This window comes from Geobacillus sp. C56-T3 (assembly GCF_000092445.1).
Classification (GTDB): Bacteria; Bacillota; Bacilli; order Bacillales; family Anoxybacillaceae; genus Geobacillus; species Geobacillus thermoleovorans.
The window spans coordinates 2,687,746-2,707,614 of record NC_014206.1; the positions used below are offsets into that span (position 1 = coordinate 2,687,746).

The window sequence follows — 19,869 nt, forward strand, 5'->3', positions numbered from 1 at the left end:
CAATATTTTTCGATAAATATATCCGAATTTACGCTTTCCATCTCCCCTGCTTCGCTGAGAAGACAGAGAGGATAAAAAAGGGGCGAACAACCGCCCTGCTTACGCCTTAACATACCGCTTGTATAGCGCTTGCGTGCCGCTGTTTTCCTCACCGGCTTGCGCCAACTCTTCGTACAGTTGTTTGGCGAGCGCCAGGCCCGGAAGCGGCAAGTTCATCCGCTCGGCTTCCTCAAGCGCAATTTTCATATCTTTAATGAAATGCTTGACGTAAAACCCAGGAGCAAAATCTCCTGACAACATGCGCGGCGCCAAGTTGCTCAGCGACCAGCTGCCGGCCGCCCCTTTGGCGATGCTTTCAAGCACTTTGAATGGATCAAGACCAGCCCGCTTCGCATACGCCATTGCCTCGCACACCCCAATCATGTTCGTCGCGATGGCAATTTGGTTGCACATTTTCGTATGCTGGCCGGCTCCAGCTCCTCCTTGCCGCACGATGTTCGTACCAAGCCGCTCGAGAATCGGCTTGCACGCCAAAAAGACGTCCTCATCACCGCCGACCATAATCGTCAACGTTCCTTCGCGCGCGCCGATGTCGCCGCCGGACACCGGGGCGTCCAAAGCATGGATGCCCTTTTGCTTGGCCGCCTCGTAAATCGATTGCGCGAGCGTCGGCGTTGACGTCGTCATATCGATGACATATGTTCCCGGCCGCGCATTCTCCAAAATGCCGCCCTCGCCGAAATACACTTGCTCGACATCGCGCGGATCGCCAACCATCGTCATGACGACATCCGCCTCCCGCGCCAAATCAGCAACCGTTTCCTTCCAAACCGCTCCTTCTTGAAGCAAGCCTTCCGCCTTTTCTTTTGTGCGCGTATAGACGAGAAGCGGATAGCCCGCCTTCAGCAAGTGGCGCGCCATGCTTTTCCCCATGACGCCAAGGCCGATGAATCCGATCGTTTTCATCCGGTCTCCCCTCCTGTCGGTTTGCCTTAAATCGCCTTCACCATGCCGCCATCGACAATGAACGCTTGACCAGTAACGTACGAATTCGCTTCGGACAGCAAGAAGACGACGACATTGGCAAACTCTTCCGGGGTTCCGTAGCGGCCGAGCGGAATGGCGCTTTTCATGCGCGCTTCCATTTCTTCTTTCGTAATGCCGAGTTTCTCGGCATTCACTTTGTCCAAAAAGGCGACGCGCTCCGTCGCGATCCGACCAGGAGCCACCGTATTGATTAAAATGCCATCCGGAGCCAGCTCAACAGCAAGCGTTTTCGTCAGCCCAACGATGCCAGTGCGGAACGTGTTGGATAAAATAAGTCCCGGAATCGGCTCTTTAATCGATGATGAGGCGATGTTGACAATTTTTCCTCCCTTTTTCTTTAAGTAAGGGAGCGCTTCGCGAATGAGGCGAATATAGCTCAACAAATTGAGCTCAAACGCATATTGCCAGTCTTCGTCGCTCACCGTTTCAAACGTTCCCGCCGGAGGGCCGCCGGCGTTGTTGACGAGCAAATCGATCGTCCCAAACGTCTCGACCGTTTTGGCGACAAGCTGGCGGATGTCGTCAGCGTTGGTGACATCTGTGCGCGTATAAGCGACGCGTCCCTTATGTAAACTGTTCAATTCTTCCGCCACTTCGTGCAACTTTTCTTCGTTTCGGCTCGTGATCATCACGTTTGCTCCTTCAAGCACAAGCGCCCGGGCGATCGCCTTGCCAAGCCCTTGGCTCGAGGCAGCGACAAGCGCCGTTTTTCCCGCCAATCCAAGTTCCATCGTCATCCCTCCAACAAAAGAATGGTGTTACGTAACCATATTCGCGCTCATTCGTCATTTTCCTTCTTTCGATCAGCGAAAAAAGTGATCCGCTGGGCGGATCACCTCTCTTCGAAAAGCGACTGAAACCGTTTCATCCCTTCCTCGACGTCAAGGCGATCAACGTAAAACGAATTCGGATTGGCAGCCTTCATCGGATCAGCATCAGTCCGCACCCCAATCGCCTCGGCGCCGTCGGCGGTCGAATCGTTGATGACGCTTTCGCGGGCGCCGTCGCGGTAAAACATGTGCGGGTAATCGTTTCGTCCACGCTCTGGCATCAAATTCCCCCCTTTTTTCCGGTAGTGTTCCGTAAGACATGGAAAATCATTCACCGATCAAGGAAAGGCGGAGAAAAAGAAAGAGCCCGCGCATCGCAGGCTCCCCTTTTCCTTCCTAATCAGCTTTCAAGCAGCAAATCTTCCGGATTTTCGATCAAGTCTTTCACCGTTTTTAAGAATCCTACGGCCTCTTTGCCATCGATGATGCGGTGGTCGTATGACAAGGCGACGTACATCATGGGACGGTTTTCGATCCGCTCTTCATCGACGGCGACCGGACGCAATTTGATCGAATGCATCCCTAAAATGCCGACTTGCGGCCCGTTGAGAAGCGGGGTCGACAACAGTGAACCGAACACGCCGCCGTTGGTGATCGTAAACGTACCGCCTTGCAAATCGGCAAGCGACAACTTATTGCTGCGCGCTTTCGTCGCCAATTCGGCAATGTCGCGCTCAATTTCAGCGAAGTTTTTCCGGTCGCAGTCGCGCACAACCGGAACGACAAGCCCTTCGTCCGTCGACACGGCGACGCCGATATCATAATATTTTTTCAACAAAATTTCATCGCCTTGAATTTCCGCGTTGACGTACGGATATTTTTTCAGCGCCGCGACAGCCGCTTTGACGAAAAATGACATAAAGCCAAGGCGGACGTCATGCTCTTCGAAAAATTTATCTTTTTTCCGCTTGCGCAGATCGATGACCGCCGACATGTCAATTTCGTTGAACGTCGTCAACATCGCGGTCGTTTGCGTCACTTCAAGCAGCCGTTTGGCGATCGTTTGCCGACGGCGCGACATTTTTTCGCGGATGACCGGCTTGCCGGCCTCAGCGGCTGGAACGGCAGCCGGCGTCGGCGAGGCTTGCGGAGCCGGCTGCGGGGCGGCGGCCGGTTGTGCGGCAAACGAAGCGACGTCTTGTTTGCGCACGCGCCCAAGCGGATCAGCCGTTGGCACTTGCGTCAAGTCGATTCCTTTTTCACGCGCCATTTTCCGGGCGGCCGGAGAGGCGATTGGCCGCTGGCTCGGCGCCTGGGCAACCGCGACTGGCTGCGGCGCTGGCTGTTCATTGCTGTCGGCCGGCGCGACCGTTTCCGTTTCATCGGCTGTCTGCGGAGCAGCTTGCAAAGCGGCAGTCGGTGCTGCCGCTCCTTCGCCGATAATGGCGATCGCTTGGCCAACCGCAACCGTATCGCCTTCATTGGCAAGCAGCTGTTGCAAAACACCCGACTCTTCCGCCATAATTTCCACGTTCACTTTATCCGTTTCAAGCTCGCAAATCGATTCTCCTTTTTCCACGTAGTCGCCCGGTTTTTTCAGCCATTGGGCGATCGTTCCCTCCGTGATGGATTCTGCTAACTCTGGGACTTTGATCTCAGCCACGTTGATGCCCTCCTCAAATGTTCCGTAGTCATCATTCATGCTTCGTCAATGCACAGCGGATGATGCGCTCTTGCTCTTTTCGGTGGACGACCGGATCGCCTTCCGCCGGGCTGGCCCGCCGGCGCCGCCCAATGTAACTGACATCAACACCCTCTGGAGCCAACGCCCGCAGGCGCGGTTCCATATACAGCCATGCCCCCATGTTTTTCGGTTCTTCTTGCACCCAGACGAGCTCTTTGACGTTCGGATAGCGGGCGATGATGTCTTTCACCGCTTCTTCCGGGAATGGATACAGCTCTTCAATGCGCACGATATGCAGCCAGTCAAGACCTTCCATTTTGCCGATTTGTTCCGCCAAATCGATCATCAATTTTCCGGTGCCAAACACGATGCGTTCCACTTTGCCAGCGTCAGCGCCCAATCCCGGCTGTTCGAGCACCGGCGAGAACGCACCGTCAACGAACGCTTCCGCATCCGACGCTGCCAGCGGATGGCGGAGCAAGCTTTTTGGCGTCATAATGATGAGCGGACGCACTTCTTCTCTTGTCAACAGCGCCGCCTGCCGCCGCAAAATATGGAAATATTGCGCGGCCGTCGATAAGTTGGCAACCGTCCAGTTGTTTTCCGCCGCCAGCTGCAAAAAGCGCTCGACGCGGCCGCTTGAATGTTCAGGGCCTTGCCCTTCGTAGCCGTGCGGCAATAGCATGACAAGCCCGGATTTTTGCCCCCATTTCGCCCGGCCGGATGAAATGAATTGATCAAACATCACTTGCGCCATGTTGGCGAAGTCGCCAAATTGCGCTTCCCAAAGCACGAGCGTCTCCGGCGCGTAAACGTTGTAGCCGTATTCATAGCCGAGCACAGCGGCTTCCGTCAGCGGGCTGTTGTACACGACAAACGACGCTTTGGCGCCGCTGATGTGGTGAAGCGGCACATACTCTTCTCCGGTTTTCACGTCATGGAGCACCAAATGGCGCTGCGCAAACGTGCCGCGCTGCGAATCTTGCCCAGTCAAGCGGATCGGCACGCCGTCTTGCAAAATCGTGGCAAACGCTAAAATTTCCGCGTGCGCCCAATCGACTTTGCCGTTTTGCGCAAACACGCCGCTTCGCCGTTTTAAAATGCGCTCAAGCTTGTTAAAGACGTTGAATCCGTCCGGAAACTGCAGCAATTCTTCGTTCACACGATGGAGCACGTCTTTCGCCACGCCCGTTTTCACTTCCGGCAGCCGATCGACGACCGGTTTGGGCGGATCCATGATGAAATCGAGTTCGTCTTCGTTTTTCGGCACCCGCTCGTAGGCGATTTTCAGCCGTTCGGCCACCTCTTGCTCCATTTCGTCGACTTCCCGCTCGGTGATGATCCCTTTTTCCATCAATTTTTGCGCATACAGCTGGCGTACGGTCGGATGTTGGTTGATGATCGCGTACATCGTCGGGTTCGTCGCCATCGGCTCATCCATTTCATTATGACCGAAGCGGCGGTAACCGATTAGGTCAATGACAAAGTCTTTTTTAAACCGCTGGCGGTAGGCAAACGCCAAGCATGCGGCCGCCAAACAAGCCTCCGGGTCGTCGGCATTGACGTGCACAATCGGCACCTCAAACCCTTTCGCCATATCGGAAGCATACGTCGTCGAGCGTGAATCGTAACTCTCCGTCGTAAAGCCGATCATGTTATTGGCGATGATATGGATCGTCCCGCCGGTCGTATAGCCGCGCAGCTGGCTTAAGTTGAGCGTTTCCGCGACGATCCCTTGTCCCGGGAACGCGGCATCGCCGTGAATCAAGATGGCAAACGACGCATCAGTATTTTGCACCGGCACTCCTGGTTTTGTCCGATCTTCTTGCGCGGCGCGCGTGTAGCCAAGCACAACCGGATTGACCACTTCGAGATGGCTTGGGTTGTTAGCGAGCGTAATCCGCATCGTATGCGCGCTTTTATTGCGAAGGCGGCGCGCCGCCCCTAAGTGGTATTTGACATCGCCCGTCCACCCGTACGTGATCGCCACTGACCCTTCAGACGGAATGAAATTTTTGCTTTCCGCATGCTGAAACTCGGCGAAAATCATTTCGTACGGCTTGCCGAGCACGTGAGCCAGCACGTTCAACCGGCCGCGGTGCGCCATGCCGATGTTGACGGCGTCGATTTCATGTTCGATCGCTTGGCGGACGAGCTCATCCAAAAGCGGCACCATGGAATCAAGCCCTTCGATCGAAAACCGTTTTTGCCCGACATACGTCCGGTGGATGAACTTTTCAAACCCTTCCACTTCCGTCAGGCGGCGCAACAAAGCAACCCGCTCTTTGTTCGCCAAGCTCGGGTAATACGCTCCGGACTCGATTTGCTGAATGAGCCAGTTCCTCTCTTCGAGATTATGTACTTGCGAGAATTCAAACGCGATTTTGTCCGTGTAAATTTTGCGCAAATGCAAGATGGCGTCCCAGCCGTTTTTGACATGCGCCGGAGCGTGCGGGCAAAGAAACGCGACCGGAATGCGCTTTAAATCCTCTTCGGTTAAGTCGTATTCGTCAAGCTCCAAGCGGCGCAGCTTTTTCTCCTTTTTGACAAGCGGATTCGTATCGGCAGCCAGATGGCCATAATGGCGAATGCTGTCCGCCAGCTTGACGGCAGCGACAAGCTTGCTGAAAATCGTCGGCGTCTCCGGCAGCCGGAACGTTTGATGCGTTTTGGCTGTTTCGTCATCCGCAGGAGAAACCGGTTCTTCCAAGACCGGCGCCCCCCACTGTTCAAACAGTTGCTTCAGTTCCGGGTCGATGCTGTTAGGGTCATCGAGGTATTGTTCATACATTTCGATGACATAACCGAGGTTCGGCCCGTAAAACTGGCTCCACGGTTGAGCGTAGTTCGTCTGTTTTGCCATCGTGAAAAAACCTCCACCTTGTTTTCGCATCGTTCGGGCTGGGCAACAGCTATGCATGAAAATCCTCATTTAGCTGCCAGTATCCCCAAACGTACAGCAAAATAACGGTATAAACGTTTTCACTGTTTATTTTAGCACTATCGCCCACTAAAATCGACGAAGAAGCTGAAAAAATTTCACTTATTATCATTGTATGAATAGAAAAAAGATCGTGACTGCACGGCGGCGGAACATTCATGATTTTAAGTAAACGCCGACCGACATTCATCTCCCACTTATTTTTGGACTGCACCCTGTACAAAGCGAAAGTGAAAGTCTCCTATTCGAAAATTATTGAACGCTCTCTTACCTACGCAAACGTTTAGCGGTGGGAGATTCTTTGGAACAACCGCTCCACGACAGGCTTGCCAGCCAAGCCATCCTCGTGTGTCCCACGGTTCCGTTGTCTTACGAAGACAGCAAGCGAAATCCTTCTTTTTTTGGGCGGCGTTAGGGAACATCCTTGATGCTTCATCCCCCACTTACGCACGCGGAAATGGGAGCCTTCTCGGCTAGAGATGATAAAAAAGGCGCCCCGTTGCCGCTAGGACGCCTTCCATTTTTTATGAAATCTTAAACTTCTCCACCAGTTGTTTCAACTGCCGGCTCATTTCGCTTAACGCCTCCGCCGATTCGGTCACCGTCGAAAGCGCCTGCAGTTGATCATCAGCCGAAGCAGCCACTTCTTCCGCCGCTGCCGCTGCTTGTTGGGCGATGGCGGCGATGTTTTGCATCGCCCCGACGACATCGTCTTTGCTCGCGTTCATCCGCTTTGCTTCCTCCATAATCCCAGCAAGCGCATCAGCCACTTGCTCCATCATGCCAGTGATTTTGACAAACGAATCGCCGGTCGTGTGCACCGCTTCCCGCTGTTCGTCGTACGCCTGCTTGGAGCGGCGGACCGCCTCCATCACCAGCCCGGCTTGCTGCTGGATGGCGGCGATCGTCGCGCGGATCATCTCCGTCGCTTTCGCGGATTGTTCGGCCAGCTTGCGCACCTCATCGGCGACAACGGCAAACCCTTTCCCATGCTCGCCAGCCCGCGCCGCCTCGATGCTGGCGTTTAACGCCAGCAAATTCGTCTGTCCGGAAATGGCCGTGATCGTTTGAATGACGCCGTCAATTTCATCCATCTTTTTCACAAGGTCGCTAATGACATTTTCTACTGACTCCAGCTCATGTTTCGCTTCTTCCGATTTTTTCTGCAAAATGTTTAAATGCTCCAAGCCATCGTAGCTCGCGGTTTTCGTTTCATCGGAAAGCGACTCCATGCCAGCCGTCGCATTCGTAACCGCTTCGATTTGCTGCGACAGCGCCGTCGTCCGCTCATTGATCGTATCAAGGCTTCCTGCTTGATCGGTCGTTCCTTTGGCGATTTCGCCGATCGCTTTTGCCACTTGTTCGCTTGTGGCCATCGTTTCTTCGGAGACAGCGCTCAAATGGTCGGCCGAAACGGCCAATTCATTGACCGAGCGGTTCACCTCGCTGATCAGCATCCGCATATGGTCGATCATGTCATTGAAGTGGCGGGCGAGGCGGCCAATCTCATCTTTGGCAGTGACACGCGCGTGCACCGTCAAGTCACCGCCCGCCGCCTTTTCGACTTGCTCTTGCAGCGCCACAATCGGCCTTGTGATCGAGCGTGCTAAGAAATAAACGGCAACAAGCGCCACAATGAGCGCAATAATGGTAATGACAAGCATGTTTGCTCCAAGCGAGCGGCTCATCGCCGATAAGTCCTTTTCTTTATAGACGACGCCGACTTTCCAGCCGAGCTCTGGAATGGTAGTGAAGTACATCACTTTTCGCTCGCCATCTTGCTCATATTCGTGCATTCCTTTTTCATGCTCGAGCATATAGCGGACCGTCGCGTTTTTCGCCATGTTTTTCCCCTTATATTGCGGGTGAACGACCGCCGTCCCCTTCGCGTCAAACAGCACCGGATAGCCGTGATAGCCGACGTCGCTCGCATTGACGATTCTTGTCACCGCATCGAGCGTCATATCGATGCCAATGACCGCAGCAATGCGGCCGTTTTCACTCACTGCTTTGGCCAACGTCACAACGTGCTTGCCGGTAATGGCATCGACATAAGGTTCGGTCCACACGACTTCATCCGGCCGCTTCATCGCTTCTTTATACCACGGGCGGCTCGTCGGATCGTATCCGTCCGGGAGCTCTGTCATCGGCGTGATGTACATTTTCTTCTGCTCAGTGCCAATATAGATGAATTGCACATTCTCATGCAGGCGCAAAAACGTACGGAACTGCTTTTCCAGCCCGGGCCAGGCGCTTTCGTCCCGAACCATTTGCAAAGCCAACGGCGATTCACTGAATTGCACTAAGCTGTTCTCTTCACTTTGAAAACTGTCGCGAATATCGCCGAGCAGTCCGTCAAGCGCCGTCTGCGCCCGTTGCTTCACGTCAGCATCCACCATCTTCCGCATTTGCACAACCCCAACGAGCTGTGTCGCTGCCAATGAAATCACTAACAATAAAGCCATCAAGACGATCAATTTGCTGCGCAATGTCCGGAACACTCGCTATTTCTCCCCTCTGTTTCCTCTTTTTGTCGCACTAATTTTCATTATACAAAGGACGATCGTCCCCCGTCTATAGGAGGACCTTCTTAATTCATACATAACGAATCGACGCACATGAGACAATAAACTAGAGGAAGGTGAATGACAATGGGTGCCATCGAACACGAAGGATATCGATTTGAGATCGAATACAGCGTCCTGTTGCAAAAAGGGGCGCTGCATGTTTACCGCAACGGCAAATTCATCGATGAAATGGAGTTTTCCTTTCGCGGCGAAAAGCCCGATGAACAGCAAATTGAAGCGCTTGTGAGCGAGTATGTCGAGCAAAAAACCTCCGGCCGCTGTTAGTTGTCGGAGGCTTTTCTTGCCATTTTTTCGAGTTTTCAGTTATGATGAGGGTAAAAAAAGCAAGGGGGATCGGCATGTACGATAAACGTTTATACGTCTTTGACGGCAACACCCCGCGCGAAGCGGTCATCCGCAACTATACGAAAGACGACTTTGCTGATCTCATCCGCGTGCAGCAAGAAAGTTTTCCGCCCCCGTTTCCATCGGAGTTATGGTGGAACGAACAACAGCTTCACAACCATGTCACCTTGTTTCCCGAAGGAGCGCTTTGCGTCGAAGTCGGCGGGCGCATCGTCGGATCGATGACTGGCTTGATCGTTGACTTTGATCCAGCCCATACCGATCATACATGGGAAGAGATCACCGACGGCGGCTACATCCGCAACCACCGCCCGGATGGCAACACGCTTTATGTCGTCGACATTTGCGTCTCGCCGCCATACCGGAAGCTCGGCCTCGGCAAGTGGCTCATGCAGTCGATGTATGAAGTCGTCGTCCATCTCGGCCTCGACCGGCTGCTCGGCGGCGGGCGGATGCCTGGCTACCATCGACAGGCGGCTGAACTATCGCCGGAAGCATACATCGACAAAGTGGTTGCTGGCGAGCTGAACGATCCGGTCATTACGTTTTTGCTTCGCTGCGGGCGCACCCCGCTGGCGGTCGTTCACAATTATTTGGAAGATGAGGAATCGCGCAACTATGCCGTCCTGATGGAATGGCGCAATCCATTTAGGCAGATGACAAGAAAAAATTAACAGACACCAAATGACAGGAATTGTCGGCAACGAACGCAAAAAAATAAGGTTCCTCACCACAACGTGTACTTGACAAGCGAGGCTTTTTCTCGTGTCACCATGTAGGAAAATCGTTGATTTACTGATTTTCCTTATGCATGTAAGTAAGACATGATCTGAAACAGTCAAGTACAACTTTTGGTTAAGATCCATTTTCTGTAATTTCCACTCAATCCTAGAAACATGTTAGCTGGATGAAATCGGTTCATCAGTCAGGACCCTTCTTCCGCATACAGACCACGAAGTTGGTAGAATGGAAACAGTCAAATGCTTTCCTTGACGGGTTCCATTCTCCATCGGCGTTAGAGGCGATTGCCCTGCAGTCGCGGGGATGGCCCCGTGTCATCAACACGTTAGCCACGACTTGCCTGCTGTACGGGCATCAGCTGAAAAAGGACGTCATTGACGAAGAAGTGGTGCGCATGGCTGCAGAGGAAATGGGGTATTAGCACGAAAAGGGCCAAATCGGCTTTTTTGTGCTTCCTCTTTTTCATCGGTCCATCAGGCGCGCTGGAAATCTTCATCTGAAAGAGCGTGCAAACGTTCCGAAAGAATGTGCAAAATCCGGAATAATCCGCAAAAATTTTGCACATTATTTCAGAATCCAACTGAAATAATTTGAAAAAGGGATTCTGAAATAATGTGCTAATTTACAGCGAAGTGACCTTTCGATGGAACGACTACTATGAATTTCGTGGAGAAATGGGCGATTGGAGGAGGAAGAGACCCGGACCGCAGCCTCGGCCAAGCCAGCTCGGATCCAACAGGACAAACGGAAGACAGGGCGGTTGTTGGCGGATGTGATGCGTCAAAACATCCCGTATCTTCAGCGGTCATCAGGGACGCCGATGTATCAAGCGCCGTCGGCACTTCAGGATGTTGGTTAGGTGTAAAAAATGGAATACAATATCACCGCCTCAAGATGAGGGATGAGAGTCCGAAAGCGTTTGCGATATTAATTCCTGAAAATGGTTCACTAACCGTCCATTTACAACGTCCGTAGTGAACCAAAAAAAGTTCCCACAAAGTCTTGACTGACTCCGCCAAAGTTGTTAAGTTTAAATCAGGAATATTCAGAAAATATAATGATTTAAATCAGGAATATTCAGAAAATATAATGATAGGGGGGGAGTTAAAAGTGGTGAAACGTCTATCATTATGTTTAGGAGCCTTTCTACTCGGACTAGGATTATTTATTTCGCCTAAAGATGCTTCCGCCCATGATATGGAAGACAATTGGGCCAATAACGACACGATCGGCTATGGATACGAGACAGACGGTGGGTATGTTCTAGCCATTCAACGAATGCTAAAAGATACACCTTGGGGTTATAGTGCAGTCGACGGATATTGGGGTTCTAAAACCTATAATGGAGTGGTTAATTTTCAAAGAAACGAAGGTATAGCGGCCGATGGTATTGTTGGACCTGTTACATGGGAAGAGTTTGAGGATTATCGGGTCTATGTTGGTTATTTAGGTTCTACTCAATATTATGAATGGAACTATAACTTAACCGATAGCTATCCGGCTACCTATTTGCGTGATGCATGTTATGGATGGTATATTGATGTAACAACTAACAATTCCGAGGACTATTGGCATGTTGACCATGATTTTGAAAGATTAACGTACATGTGCTTATAAGGGGAGTTATCATGAAGAAGAAAAATCTCATAATTGGCGGTATTGTAGGAGCAGCACTTGCTGTTGTTATTTCCGGTTTTGTTTCACAAGAAAAAGCAACATCAGCAAATTCCTATCAAAACACGAAAGTGACAGAAGATACAAAAATAAAGGTCGAACGTTTTAATGGAATTGCCCAAGACAAACTGTCGTTTAAAGCCAAAAAACCGACTGTGCTTCCGGAAGATGTGAAAGAACTTGAACCTAAAACAGAGGTAGTTACTCAAGGAGCCAAAAAACTAACGGTTGTCAAACAGGCGTGGGTGGATAAAGACGCTGATAAGAAGTTAAAGTATCAACGAAAAGAATTGTTAATCATTCAATCCGATGATGATGGAACAGTTAAGCCGATGAATGTTCTCTCAAAAGGAGAAAAAATTCAAGTAGCTGGCGTAGATGCATGGTTGATTAAGCGTGGCGAACATGATCCTATTCAATTGATATTTTGGAAAGATGGTCGTTACTTTAATGTCCGAGGTATGAACATTAAAGCCGACAAATTAATCAAGATTGCAGAATCCCTGCAATAATCAAAATCTCGGCTATCTGCCGGGGTTTTTTTATCTTTTTAACATAGTCCCGAAAGAAGTCTCCCGCTTCAAGCGCGTGAAAGGGCATAGCCCAACGATAAGCGGGAGATGAGTGTGAGTAAAATATTTGTGGGCGAAATTCAATATTGAACTGTAGATGAGCAAATTCACTAACATAAATTGACAACCAAACAAAAAAGGAGCTCTTCACCACAAGTTGTACTTGAGATTTTAAGATAGGTATGTATAGGGAAAATAGAGGGTACAAAAAATGCGAATGTTCCTGTATGGTAAAGGTGACCAAACCAACCCATTGGAGGAAAATTCGCATGTACGCTCAGTTTATCAAAGAACTCATCGATTTACCAGATGTTTTGATTCAAAAGGTGCGAAAAGAAGAACGTTGGATTTTCGAACTTTCTCCCACCGAACAATGCCCGTTATGTCCTGTTGGCTTGAAGCGTGCGATCAAAATGACAGGCAAAAAGAAGCAATGGATGCATGGGTATGCTCAACGGATCGGCATCTTTTGGGTGGAACTCCCTGTGGAGCGTAGACGTTGTGGCACGTGTGGCATGACATTCAGCGCGTCTTATCCCCGAATTTCCCCTCGAAGTGTAGCGACGGATGCGTTTCAGCAATGGGTGGCGCAATCTTGCATCGGAACATCCATTCAGGCGGTGGCTCGAATGCTCAAGCTTCCTTACACGACCGTTGAACGTTGGTTTTATACCCATGCCCCTTCCTTCCTATCGAATGACATCCAACCAAAGGCAGTTTGTGTCGATGAGTTTGCGTTTCGAAAAGGACATGACTACGGAGTGGCGGTCATGGATGCCGAAACAGGAGAAGTGTATGCCATTGAAGCAGGAAAGAACGAGGAAGCCATTGGACGTGTGTTGGCTCCTGTGTCTGATTCTGTTCAGTATGTCGTGAGCGATTTGGCTCCAGCGATGAAAAAAGCCATTCAAGGGATGTGTCCGGAAGCGAAGCATGTGGTCGATGATTTTCATGTGATTCAGTTGTTTACAGAAGCGTTGGATCGATGCCGCAAATCCTTAGGAAAAGAGGGCAAGAAACATGGGCATGTTCGGTATGTTTGCCGCTTCTTGACCCAGTGCCTCGAGAAACTCACCGAGGAGGAACGCCAAACGGTGCAGAAGTGGCAGAAAGAGAGCGATTCCTTGCAGGCTGTCTATCAGTCCCTTCAACATTTTCGTTATGTATCCAAAAGCCAAAACGAGCGACAAGCGAAACGTCGTTTGAACGCCTGGGTTCATCGGTATTTGTTTTGTCCTTGTTCTGCTGTTCGGCGCCATCGCAAAAGCACTTGTCAAACGAACAGACGAAATCATATCGTGCATTTTATCCCCTTATTCAAATGGGAAAATGGAGGGAACAAATAACAAGATCAAGCTGATGAAACGTCGGGGATACGGATACCGAAATATCCAGCGTTTTGCACTGCGGGTTCGGCTAGAAACAGCTAACATACTTTCATGACAGGTGCAAGTACAACTTTTGGTGATGAACCAAAAAAGGAATCACCAGCATCGGCCGCGAACTAAGAAAAGGAGAACGACCGACGGAAAGGGATCGCGGCCGATGAAATCGATTTTGTATAGTGATCCGCTTGCTCCTTTGCTTATTCGCAATGAATTGTTTTCCCTGCTGCCAGCGCACATTTCCCGTTTGACCGTCGTTTGCATCGGCAGCAACCGTATCAACGGCGACAGCCTAGGGCCGTTCGTCGGCACGCTGCTTGAAAACGCCTATCCGGATCATCTAACCGTAATCGGCACACTCAGGCAACCTGTCGATGCGACAAACATCCGACGCGTTTCCGAGCAATTGCAAAACGAACACGGAGCATATGTAGTGGCGATCGACAGCATTGTCGGGCCGCAGCCGTTTGTCCATACGATCGCCATCCGCCCTGGCGCCCTTTCCCCTGGCACTGCGCTTGGCAAATCGCTGCCATCGATTGGCGACATCAGCATGATGGGCGTCGTGATGGAAGATACCGCCGATATGAGCGCACTTCCGTACACGAATTTGCACATTGTTTACCAAATGGCGAAAGTCATCGCTTTAGGCCTTTCACTTACGATCCGGCAGCGGTATGGCTATGAATCATCGACACCGCTGTTGGCTTGAACAGAGCGCGGAAACATATGTCTTGCCTTTAAAGGCAAAAAAAGGCGCAGCGGCCGATTCATGCCGCTGCACCTTTCGCTATGATCAAGCCATATGGAACGTTCGTTTGACAAACGACACTACTTCCTCAGCCGTACCAAGCGACAGCACTGTCTCTTTCACGCGGACCGCATCCTCTTTTGACAGCCGCTTCAGCTGGGCGCGCGCCGGCAAAATCGAGGTGGCGCTCATGCTGAACTCATCAAGGCCAAGAGCAAGCAAAATCGGAATGGCGATCGGGTCGCCGGCCATTTCCCCGCACATCCCAACCCATTTCCCTTCGCGGTGAGCGGCGTCAATGACATAGCTGATGAGCCGCAAAATAGCCGGGTTGTACGGTTGATATAGATACGCCACCCTCTCATTCATCCGGTCGGCCGCCATCGTATATTGGATTAAATCGTTTGTGCCGATGCTGAAGAAATCGACTTCCCTGGCAAACTGATCGGCCATGACGGCGGCAGCCGGGATCTCCACCATCATGCCGACTTCAATGTCATCGGCGACCGGGACGCCTTGGCGGAGGAGCGCTTCTTTTTCTTCGAGCAAAATCGCTTTCGCTTGGCGGAATTCATCGAGCGTCGCAATCATCGGGAACATGATTTTCAAATTGCCGTGCACGCTCGCCCGCAGCAAGGCGCGCAGCTGGGTGCGGAACATGTCTTGCATTTCCAGGCAAAGGCGAATGGCTCGAAACCCTAAAAACGGGTTCATCTCTTTTGGCAAGTGTAAATACGGGAGCTCTTTGTCGCCGCCAATGTCAAGCGTACGCACAACGACCGGCTTGCCGCCCATTTGTTCAAGCACCGTTTTGTAAGCCGCAAACTGTTCGTCTTCCGTAGGCAGCTCCGATCGTCCCATGTATAAAAATTCCGTGCGATACAATCCGATCCCTTCTGCCCCGTTGGCCAACGCTCCTTTCACATCGTCCGGCGTGCCGATATTGGCCGCCAGCTCAACGTGCACGCCATCAGCGGTGACCGTCGGTTGATCGACAAGCTTCGCCCATTCCGCTTTTTGCTCCTCATAGCGAGCCCGCTTCTCTTCATAACGCGCAAGCAGCTCCGGGGACGGATTGACGACGACTTGACCGTCGAGCCCATCGACGATGACCATGTCGCCGTTTTTTACTTCCGCCGTTACCGCCTTCGTGCCGACGACAGCCGGAATTTCGAGCGAGCGGGCCATAATGGCCGAGTGCGACGTTCGCCCGCCGATGTCGGTGGCAAATCCTTTCACATATTGGCGGTTCAGCTGCGCCGTATCGGATGGCGTCAAGTCTTCAGCGATGATCACGACTTCCTCAGAAATGAGGCTCGGGTTCGAGATCGTGACGCCAAGCAGATGGGCGAGGACGCGCTTTGTCACATCGCGGATATCGGCGGCCCGCTCTTTCATATACTCATTGTCCATGCCTTCAAACATGGAAATGAAAAACGATGCCGTTTCATGGAGCGCATATTCCGCATTCACTTGTTCTGTTTTGATTTTTTCCTTAATCGGGTTCAGCAGTTCTGGGTCGTCAAGCACAAGCAAGTGGGCGGCAAAAATGGCGGCTTTGTCTTCACCAAGCTTTTCCAAGGCATGCTGTTTGATGGCTTCCAGCTCTTCTTTCGCTTTCGCGACCGCCGCCTCAAGCCGCGCAATTTCCGCCTCGACATCGGTGACCGTTCGTTTTTCGGCCGTCAAATGAGGCGTCTCTAAGCGGTAGGCCTTGGCGATGGCGATGCCGCTTGAAGCGGCGATGCCATGAATCGTCTTTTCCATTATTCCGCAAGGCCTTCCTTTGCCAACGTATCGGTTAACGCCGCCATTGCTTCTGCCGCATCGGCCCCTTCTGCCGTGATTTTGATCGTTGCCCCTTTCGGAATTCCTAACGACATAACGCCCATGATCGATTTCAAGTTCACCGTTTTGCCGTTGTACTCAAGCTGGATTTCGCTGTTGAATTTGCTCGCCGTTTGCACCAAAATCGTCGCCGGACGAGCGTGGATGCCGGAATCAGAAACGACTTTAAACGTTTTTTCTGCCATGTTCATCATTCCCCTTTTCTTCATTTTTTTCTTTGCCATCATATCAAATGCAGGGGCGGGGAGGCAACGGAAAATGCTTGGTCCCGCCCCGCCGCGAATAAGCAGTTTAGCTGATCGTCACAACAGCGTCTTCTCCTCGAGCAACCGGGCCTTGCTTGTTGACGTGAACCGTTTCGCCGGCTTTGAGATTCGTGAAAATCACCGGCGTGACGATCGATGGCGCGTTCTGTTTTACATAATCAAGGTCGACGCGCAAAATCGGCTGCCCTTTTTTCACTTCGTCGCCTTCCTTCACAAGCGCTTCAAACCCTTGGCCGTTCAGCTTCACCGTGTCGATGCCGACGTGGATTAAAATTTCATGCCCGCCGGCCGACTGAATGCCAATGGCGTGCTTCGTCGGAAATACGTTGATGATTTTGCCATCAACCGGAGAGACGACCGTGCCGTCCGTCGGCATGACCGCGAAGCCGTCGCCCATCATTTTTTGCGAAAACACTTGGTCCGGCACTTCAGCGAGCGGAACGACCTCTCCTGACATCGGCGAAGCAATCGTTTCAGACTTCGCGGTTTCTGAAGCCGCTGTTTTCGGTTCTTCTTCCGCACGAGCCGGCGCTTTTCCTTGCATGATGTCTTGAATTTGCCCTTTTAACATATCCGATTTCGGACCGAAAATCGCTTGCACGTTGTTGCCGACTTCAAGCACCCCGGCGGCGCCGAGCGCTTTCAACCGGTCTTTATCGACCCGGCCGATATCATGGACCGAAACGCGCAAACGTGTAATGCATGCGTCCAAATGTTCGATGTTTTCCTTTCCGCCAAGGGCAGCGAGCACTTCATACGGCAGGTCGCCAGCGGCGGCTGCCTCGGCTTTCGGTGCTTCCTCGACCGTTTTTTCCCGGCCCGGCGTCGCCAAATCCCATTTGCGGATCGCAAAGCGGAATCCGAAATAATAAATCACGGCAAACACCAAGCCGACCGGAATCACAAGCCACCATGCCGTCCGGTTTGGCAGAACGCCAAACAGCAAGAAGTCAATGACCCCGCCGGAGAAGGTCATCCCGATTTTGACGTTCAACAGGTGCATGATCATAAACGACAAGCCGGCAAAGACGCAGTGAATGGCAAACAGCGCCGGGGCGACAAACAAGAACGAAAATTCGATCGGTTCGGTAATCCCGGTCAAAAACGATGTCAACGCGGCCGACCCCATGATGCCGGCAACGACTTTTTTGTTTTCCGGTCGCGCTTCATGGTAAATCGCGAGCGCCGCCGCCGGGAGACCGAACATCATAAACGGGAACTTCCCGGTCATGAACGTGCCGGCCGTCAATTTGACCCCGTCTTTCAGTTGCTCGAAAAAGATTTTTTGATCGCCATGGACCACTTGCCCGGCTTTATTGACGTACTCGCCAAATTCAAACCAAAACGGTGCATAGAAAATATGATGCAAACCAAACGGAATGAGCGCCCGTTCGATGACGCCGAAAATAAACGCGGCCAACGTTTTGTTCGCATCGATCATATTGTGCGAAAACGCATTGAGCCCGTGCTGAATCGGCGGCCAAACGAATGTCATGATAATGCCAAGCACGACTGCGGACGCCGCCGTCACGATCGGCACGAACCGCTTGCCAGCGAAAAAGCCGAGATATTGCGGCAGTTCGATATTGAAGTATTTGTTGTACATGTACGCTGCCAAAATCCCGACGATAATCCCCCCAAAGACGCCGGTTTGCAGCGTCGGGATGCCGAGAATGTTGGCGTACGACGGGTCGGCGCCGATCATATCGGAAGTCACGCCCAAGATGACGCTCATCGTCACATTCATAATCAAGTAGCCGATGATCGCCGCCAAGCCCGCGACCCCGTCCCCGCCGGCAAGGCCGATCGCCACACCAACCGCAAACAAGAGCGACAAGTTGGAGAAGACGATGCCGCCCGCTTGCTCCATCACGTTGGAGACGAGCACGACCCAATCGGCTTTTAATGCGGGAATTTTATCCGTGAGCGCCGGGTTTTTCAAGGCGTTGCCAAGCGCCAACAAAATCCCGGCCGCCGGCAAGATCGCCACCGGCAACATGAGCGCTTTCCCGACTTTTTGCAGCGTGCCAAACGCTCGCTTCATCTTCATAACCTCCTTTAGTTTCCTTTTCTTAAGTTTTGCAGCAAACAACCGATTCATGTACCAAAAATGGAGCGGGCGTTTCCGAGGGAGCCGGCGCAATAAAAAAGGCATGACTAAAGAGAGGCAAAAAGAACGCTTACAACAGCGCAAAGATGAATTCGCAGCTGTTGCCGCCTTGTTTGCCCTCTTTACTCATGCCTGATCGAGTCAGTAACACGTAAAGCGAGACAACCTATGCAGTTGTATTGTTCTTTTTCTCCGCCAGCCGTTGCAAATGCAACGTCAAATAGACCGCCTCGGCATCGTCCGCCGGCAGATGAAGCGTTTGCTGCATGACTTTGACCAACTTCCATGCTAGATTATAGCATAATGGATACGCTTCCTTCAAGATTTTCGACAAATTTTTTGGTTCTTCGACTTTTTCGCCTTTTTTCATCCGCTCAATCGCATAGCGCAAGTGACGGACAAACCGCAAATAATGAACGCTCTCGCGGTCGATGTCAACGCCAAGCTGTTGCTCGACGATCTTGACAAGATCAGCAATGAGCTGGGAATATCGATTCGCTTCCGACACGCTTTGTTTGGAAATCGCGCTATGAATATGAAGGGCAATAAAGCCTGCCTCTCCTTCAGGCAGCACAATCCCGAGCTTTTGTTCAATCATGCGGGCCACTTCATTGGCAATTTCATATTCCAACGGATACAAGCTTTTCGTCTCAGCCAAAAACGGGTTTTTGACATCCAATCCTTGTTCAAGCCGCTTTAATGTAAAAGCGATATGGTCCGTCAGCGCCACATGGATGTGCTCGTCGAGCGGCGCGCCCACGCGTTGCTGAATATGTTGAACCACCTCGCTCATGAGGGCGATGAATTCTTCGCTCAATTCCGGAAGCAGCTTTTTGTATTGCTCTTGTTCGCGTTCGTTTTTCAGAACGAAACATTTTTCAACAGCGCTCTTGGCAATCTCGTCCCCCCGTTTTTTGCTGAAGCCGATTCCTTTGCCGAGCAAAACGACTTCGCCATATGCCGGATGGGAAGCGATTAACACGTTATTGTTGAGCGTTTTTTCGACGCGAAACGGCTGTTCCATCAGGCTCCCTCCTTTCCGCACCCATCGTCTGCCGCTAGTCTATGCAAACTAAATTATAAACCGGACGGGCCATCGCTCTCAATGACGTTTTTTGGATGGGACGCCGCTCTTCTCGACATACTA

General features: G+C 51.6%; 14 protein-coding genes and 4 pseudogenes. 8 read left to right on the forward strand and 10 right to left on the reverse strand.

Going from position 1 to position 19,869, the window contains the following annotated elements; all coding sequences use genetic code 11:
* Positions 1-99 precede the first annotated feature (99 nt).
* The 6 genes and pseudogenes from GC56T3_RS13275 to GC56T3_RS13300 all read right to left on the reverse strand — a co-directional run.
* Positions 100-978: pseudogene (locus GC56T3_RS13275) on the reverse strand (NAD(P)-dependent oxidoreductase); the annotation flags it as partial.
* A gap of 14 nt (positions 979-992) precedes the next feature.
* Complete coding sequence (locus GC56T3_RS13280) at positions 993-1,778, reverse strand: SDR family oxidoreductase (RefSeq protein ID WP_013145923.1); 786 nt, start codon at positions 1,776-1,778, stop codon at positions 993-995.
* Between the two features lie 101 nt (positions 1,779-1,879).
* Positions 1,880-2,098, reverse strand: coding sequence for a hypothetical protein (locus GC56T3_RS13285; protein WP_013145924.1), 219 nt, complete (start codon positions 2,096-2,098; stop codon positions 1,880-1,882).
* A 119-nt stretch (positions 2,099-2,217) separates the two neighbouring features.
* Complete coding sequence (odhB, locus tag GC56T3_RS13290) at positions 2,218-3,480, reverse strand: 2-oxoglutarate dehydrogenase complex dihydrolipoyllysine-residue succinyltransferase (RefSeq protein WP_013145925.1); 1,263 nt, start codon at positions 3,478-3,480, stop codon at positions 2,218-2,220.
* Positions 3,481-3,511: 31 nt separating this feature from the next.
* Positions 3,512-6,364, reverse strand: coding sequence for a 2-oxoglutarate dehydrogenase E1 component (locus GC56T3_RS13295; RefSeq protein WP_013145926.1), 2,853 nt, complete (start codon positions 6,362-6,364; stop codon positions 3,512-3,514).
* A gap of 602 nt (positions 6,365-6,966) precedes the next feature.
* On the reverse strand, positions 6,967-8,943 hold the full coding sequence (locus GC56T3_RS13300; protein WP_013145928.1) for a methyl-accepting chemotaxis protein: 1,977 nt from the start codon (positions 8,941-8,943) through the stop codon (positions 6,967-6,969).
* Positions 8,944-9,093: 150 nt separating this feature from the next.
* Here GC56T3_RS13300 and GC56T3_RS13305 point away from each other — a divergent pair, with 150 nt between their 5' ends.
* The 8 genes and pseudogenes from GC56T3_RS13305 to yyaC all read left to right on the forward strand — a co-directional run bounded on the left by GC56T3_RS13305 (position 9,094) and on the right by yyaC (position 14,459).
* A complete protein-coding gene (locus GC56T3_RS13305) occupies positions 9,094-9,294 on the forward strand; it encodes a YbxH family protein (protein WP_041468512.1) in 201 nt (66 codons plus the stop codon).
* A gap of 74 nt (positions 9,295-9,368) precedes the next feature.
* On the forward strand, positions 9,369-10,049 hold the full coding sequence (locus tag GC56T3_RS13310) for a GNAT family N-acetyltransferase (protein ID WP_013145930.1): 681 nt from the start codon (positions 9,369-9,371) through the stop codon (positions 10,047-10,049).
* Positions 10,050-10,378: 329 nt separating this feature from the next.
* Positions 10,379-10,537, forward strand: a pseudogene (locus GC56T3_RS13315) (AAA family ATPase); the annotation flags it as partial.
* Positions 10,538-10,786: 249 nt separating this feature from the next.
* A pseudogene (locus GC56T3_RS19400) lies at positions 10,787-10,975 on the forward strand (ISLre2 family transposase); the annotation flags it as partial.
* Positions 10,976-11,229: 254 nt separating this feature from the next.
* Positions 11,230-11,733 (forward strand): peptidoglycan-binding protein, encoded by a 504-nt coding sequence (locus GC56T3_RS13320; RefSeq protein ID WP_227456654.1) that lies wholly within the window; start codon positions 11,230-11,232, stop codon positions 11,731-11,733.
* 11 nt (positions 11,734-11,744) lie between these two features.
* Positions 11,745-12,302, forward strand: coding sequence for a DUF4367 domain-containing protein (locus tag GC56T3_RS13325; RefSeq protein WP_013145932.1), 558 nt, complete (start codon positions 11,745-11,747; stop codon positions 12,300-12,302).
* A gap of 329 nt (positions 12,303-12,631) precedes the next feature.
* Positions 12,632-13,805: pseudogene (locus GC56T3_RS13330) on the forward strand (ISL3 family transposase).
* Positions 13,806-13,907: 102 nt separating this feature from the next.
* Positions 13,908-14,459: a spore protease YyaC gene (yyaC, locus tag GC56T3_RS13335; protein WP_011230498.1), complete on the forward strand. Its 552-nt coding sequence runs from the start codon at positions 13,908-13,910 to the stop codon at positions 14,457-14,459.
* A gap of 84 nt (positions 14,460-14,543) precedes the next feature.
* On the opposite strand, the gene ptsP is transcribed toward yyaC, so the two are convergent.
* The 4 genes from ptsP to glcT form a co-directional block, all read right to left on the reverse strand.
* Positions 14,544-16,265: a phosphoenolpyruvate--protein phosphotransferase gene (gene ptsP / locus GC56T3_RS13340; RefSeq protein ID WP_013145933.1), complete on the reverse strand. Its 1,722-nt coding sequence runs from the start codon at positions 16,263-16,265 to the stop codon at positions 14,544-14,546.
* Positions 16,265-16,531, reverse strand: coding sequence for a phosphocarrier protein HPr (locus tag GC56T3_RS13345; protein ID WP_011230496.1), 267 nt, complete (start codon positions 16,529-16,531; stop codon positions 16,265-16,267). The genes ptsP and GC56T3_RS13345 overlap by 1 nt, the downstream gene beginning before the upstream one ends.
* 106 nt (positions 16,532-16,637) lie before the next feature.
* The gene (gene ptsG / locus GC56T3_RS13350) at positions 16,638-18,656 is read right to left on the reverse strand and encodes a glucose-specific PTS transporter subunit IIBC (protein ID WP_013145934.1); all 2,019 of its coding nucleotides are present in this window, start codon (positions 18,654-18,656) and stop codon (positions 16,638-16,640) included.
* Between the two features lie 232 nt (positions 18,657-18,888).
* A complete protein-coding gene (glcT, locus tag GC56T3_RS13355; RefSeq protein WP_013145935.1) occupies positions 18,889-19,746 on the reverse strand; it encodes a glucose PTS transporter transcription antiterminator GlcT in 858 nt (285 codons plus the stop codon).
* Positions 19,747-19,869 lie beyond the last annotated feature (123 nt).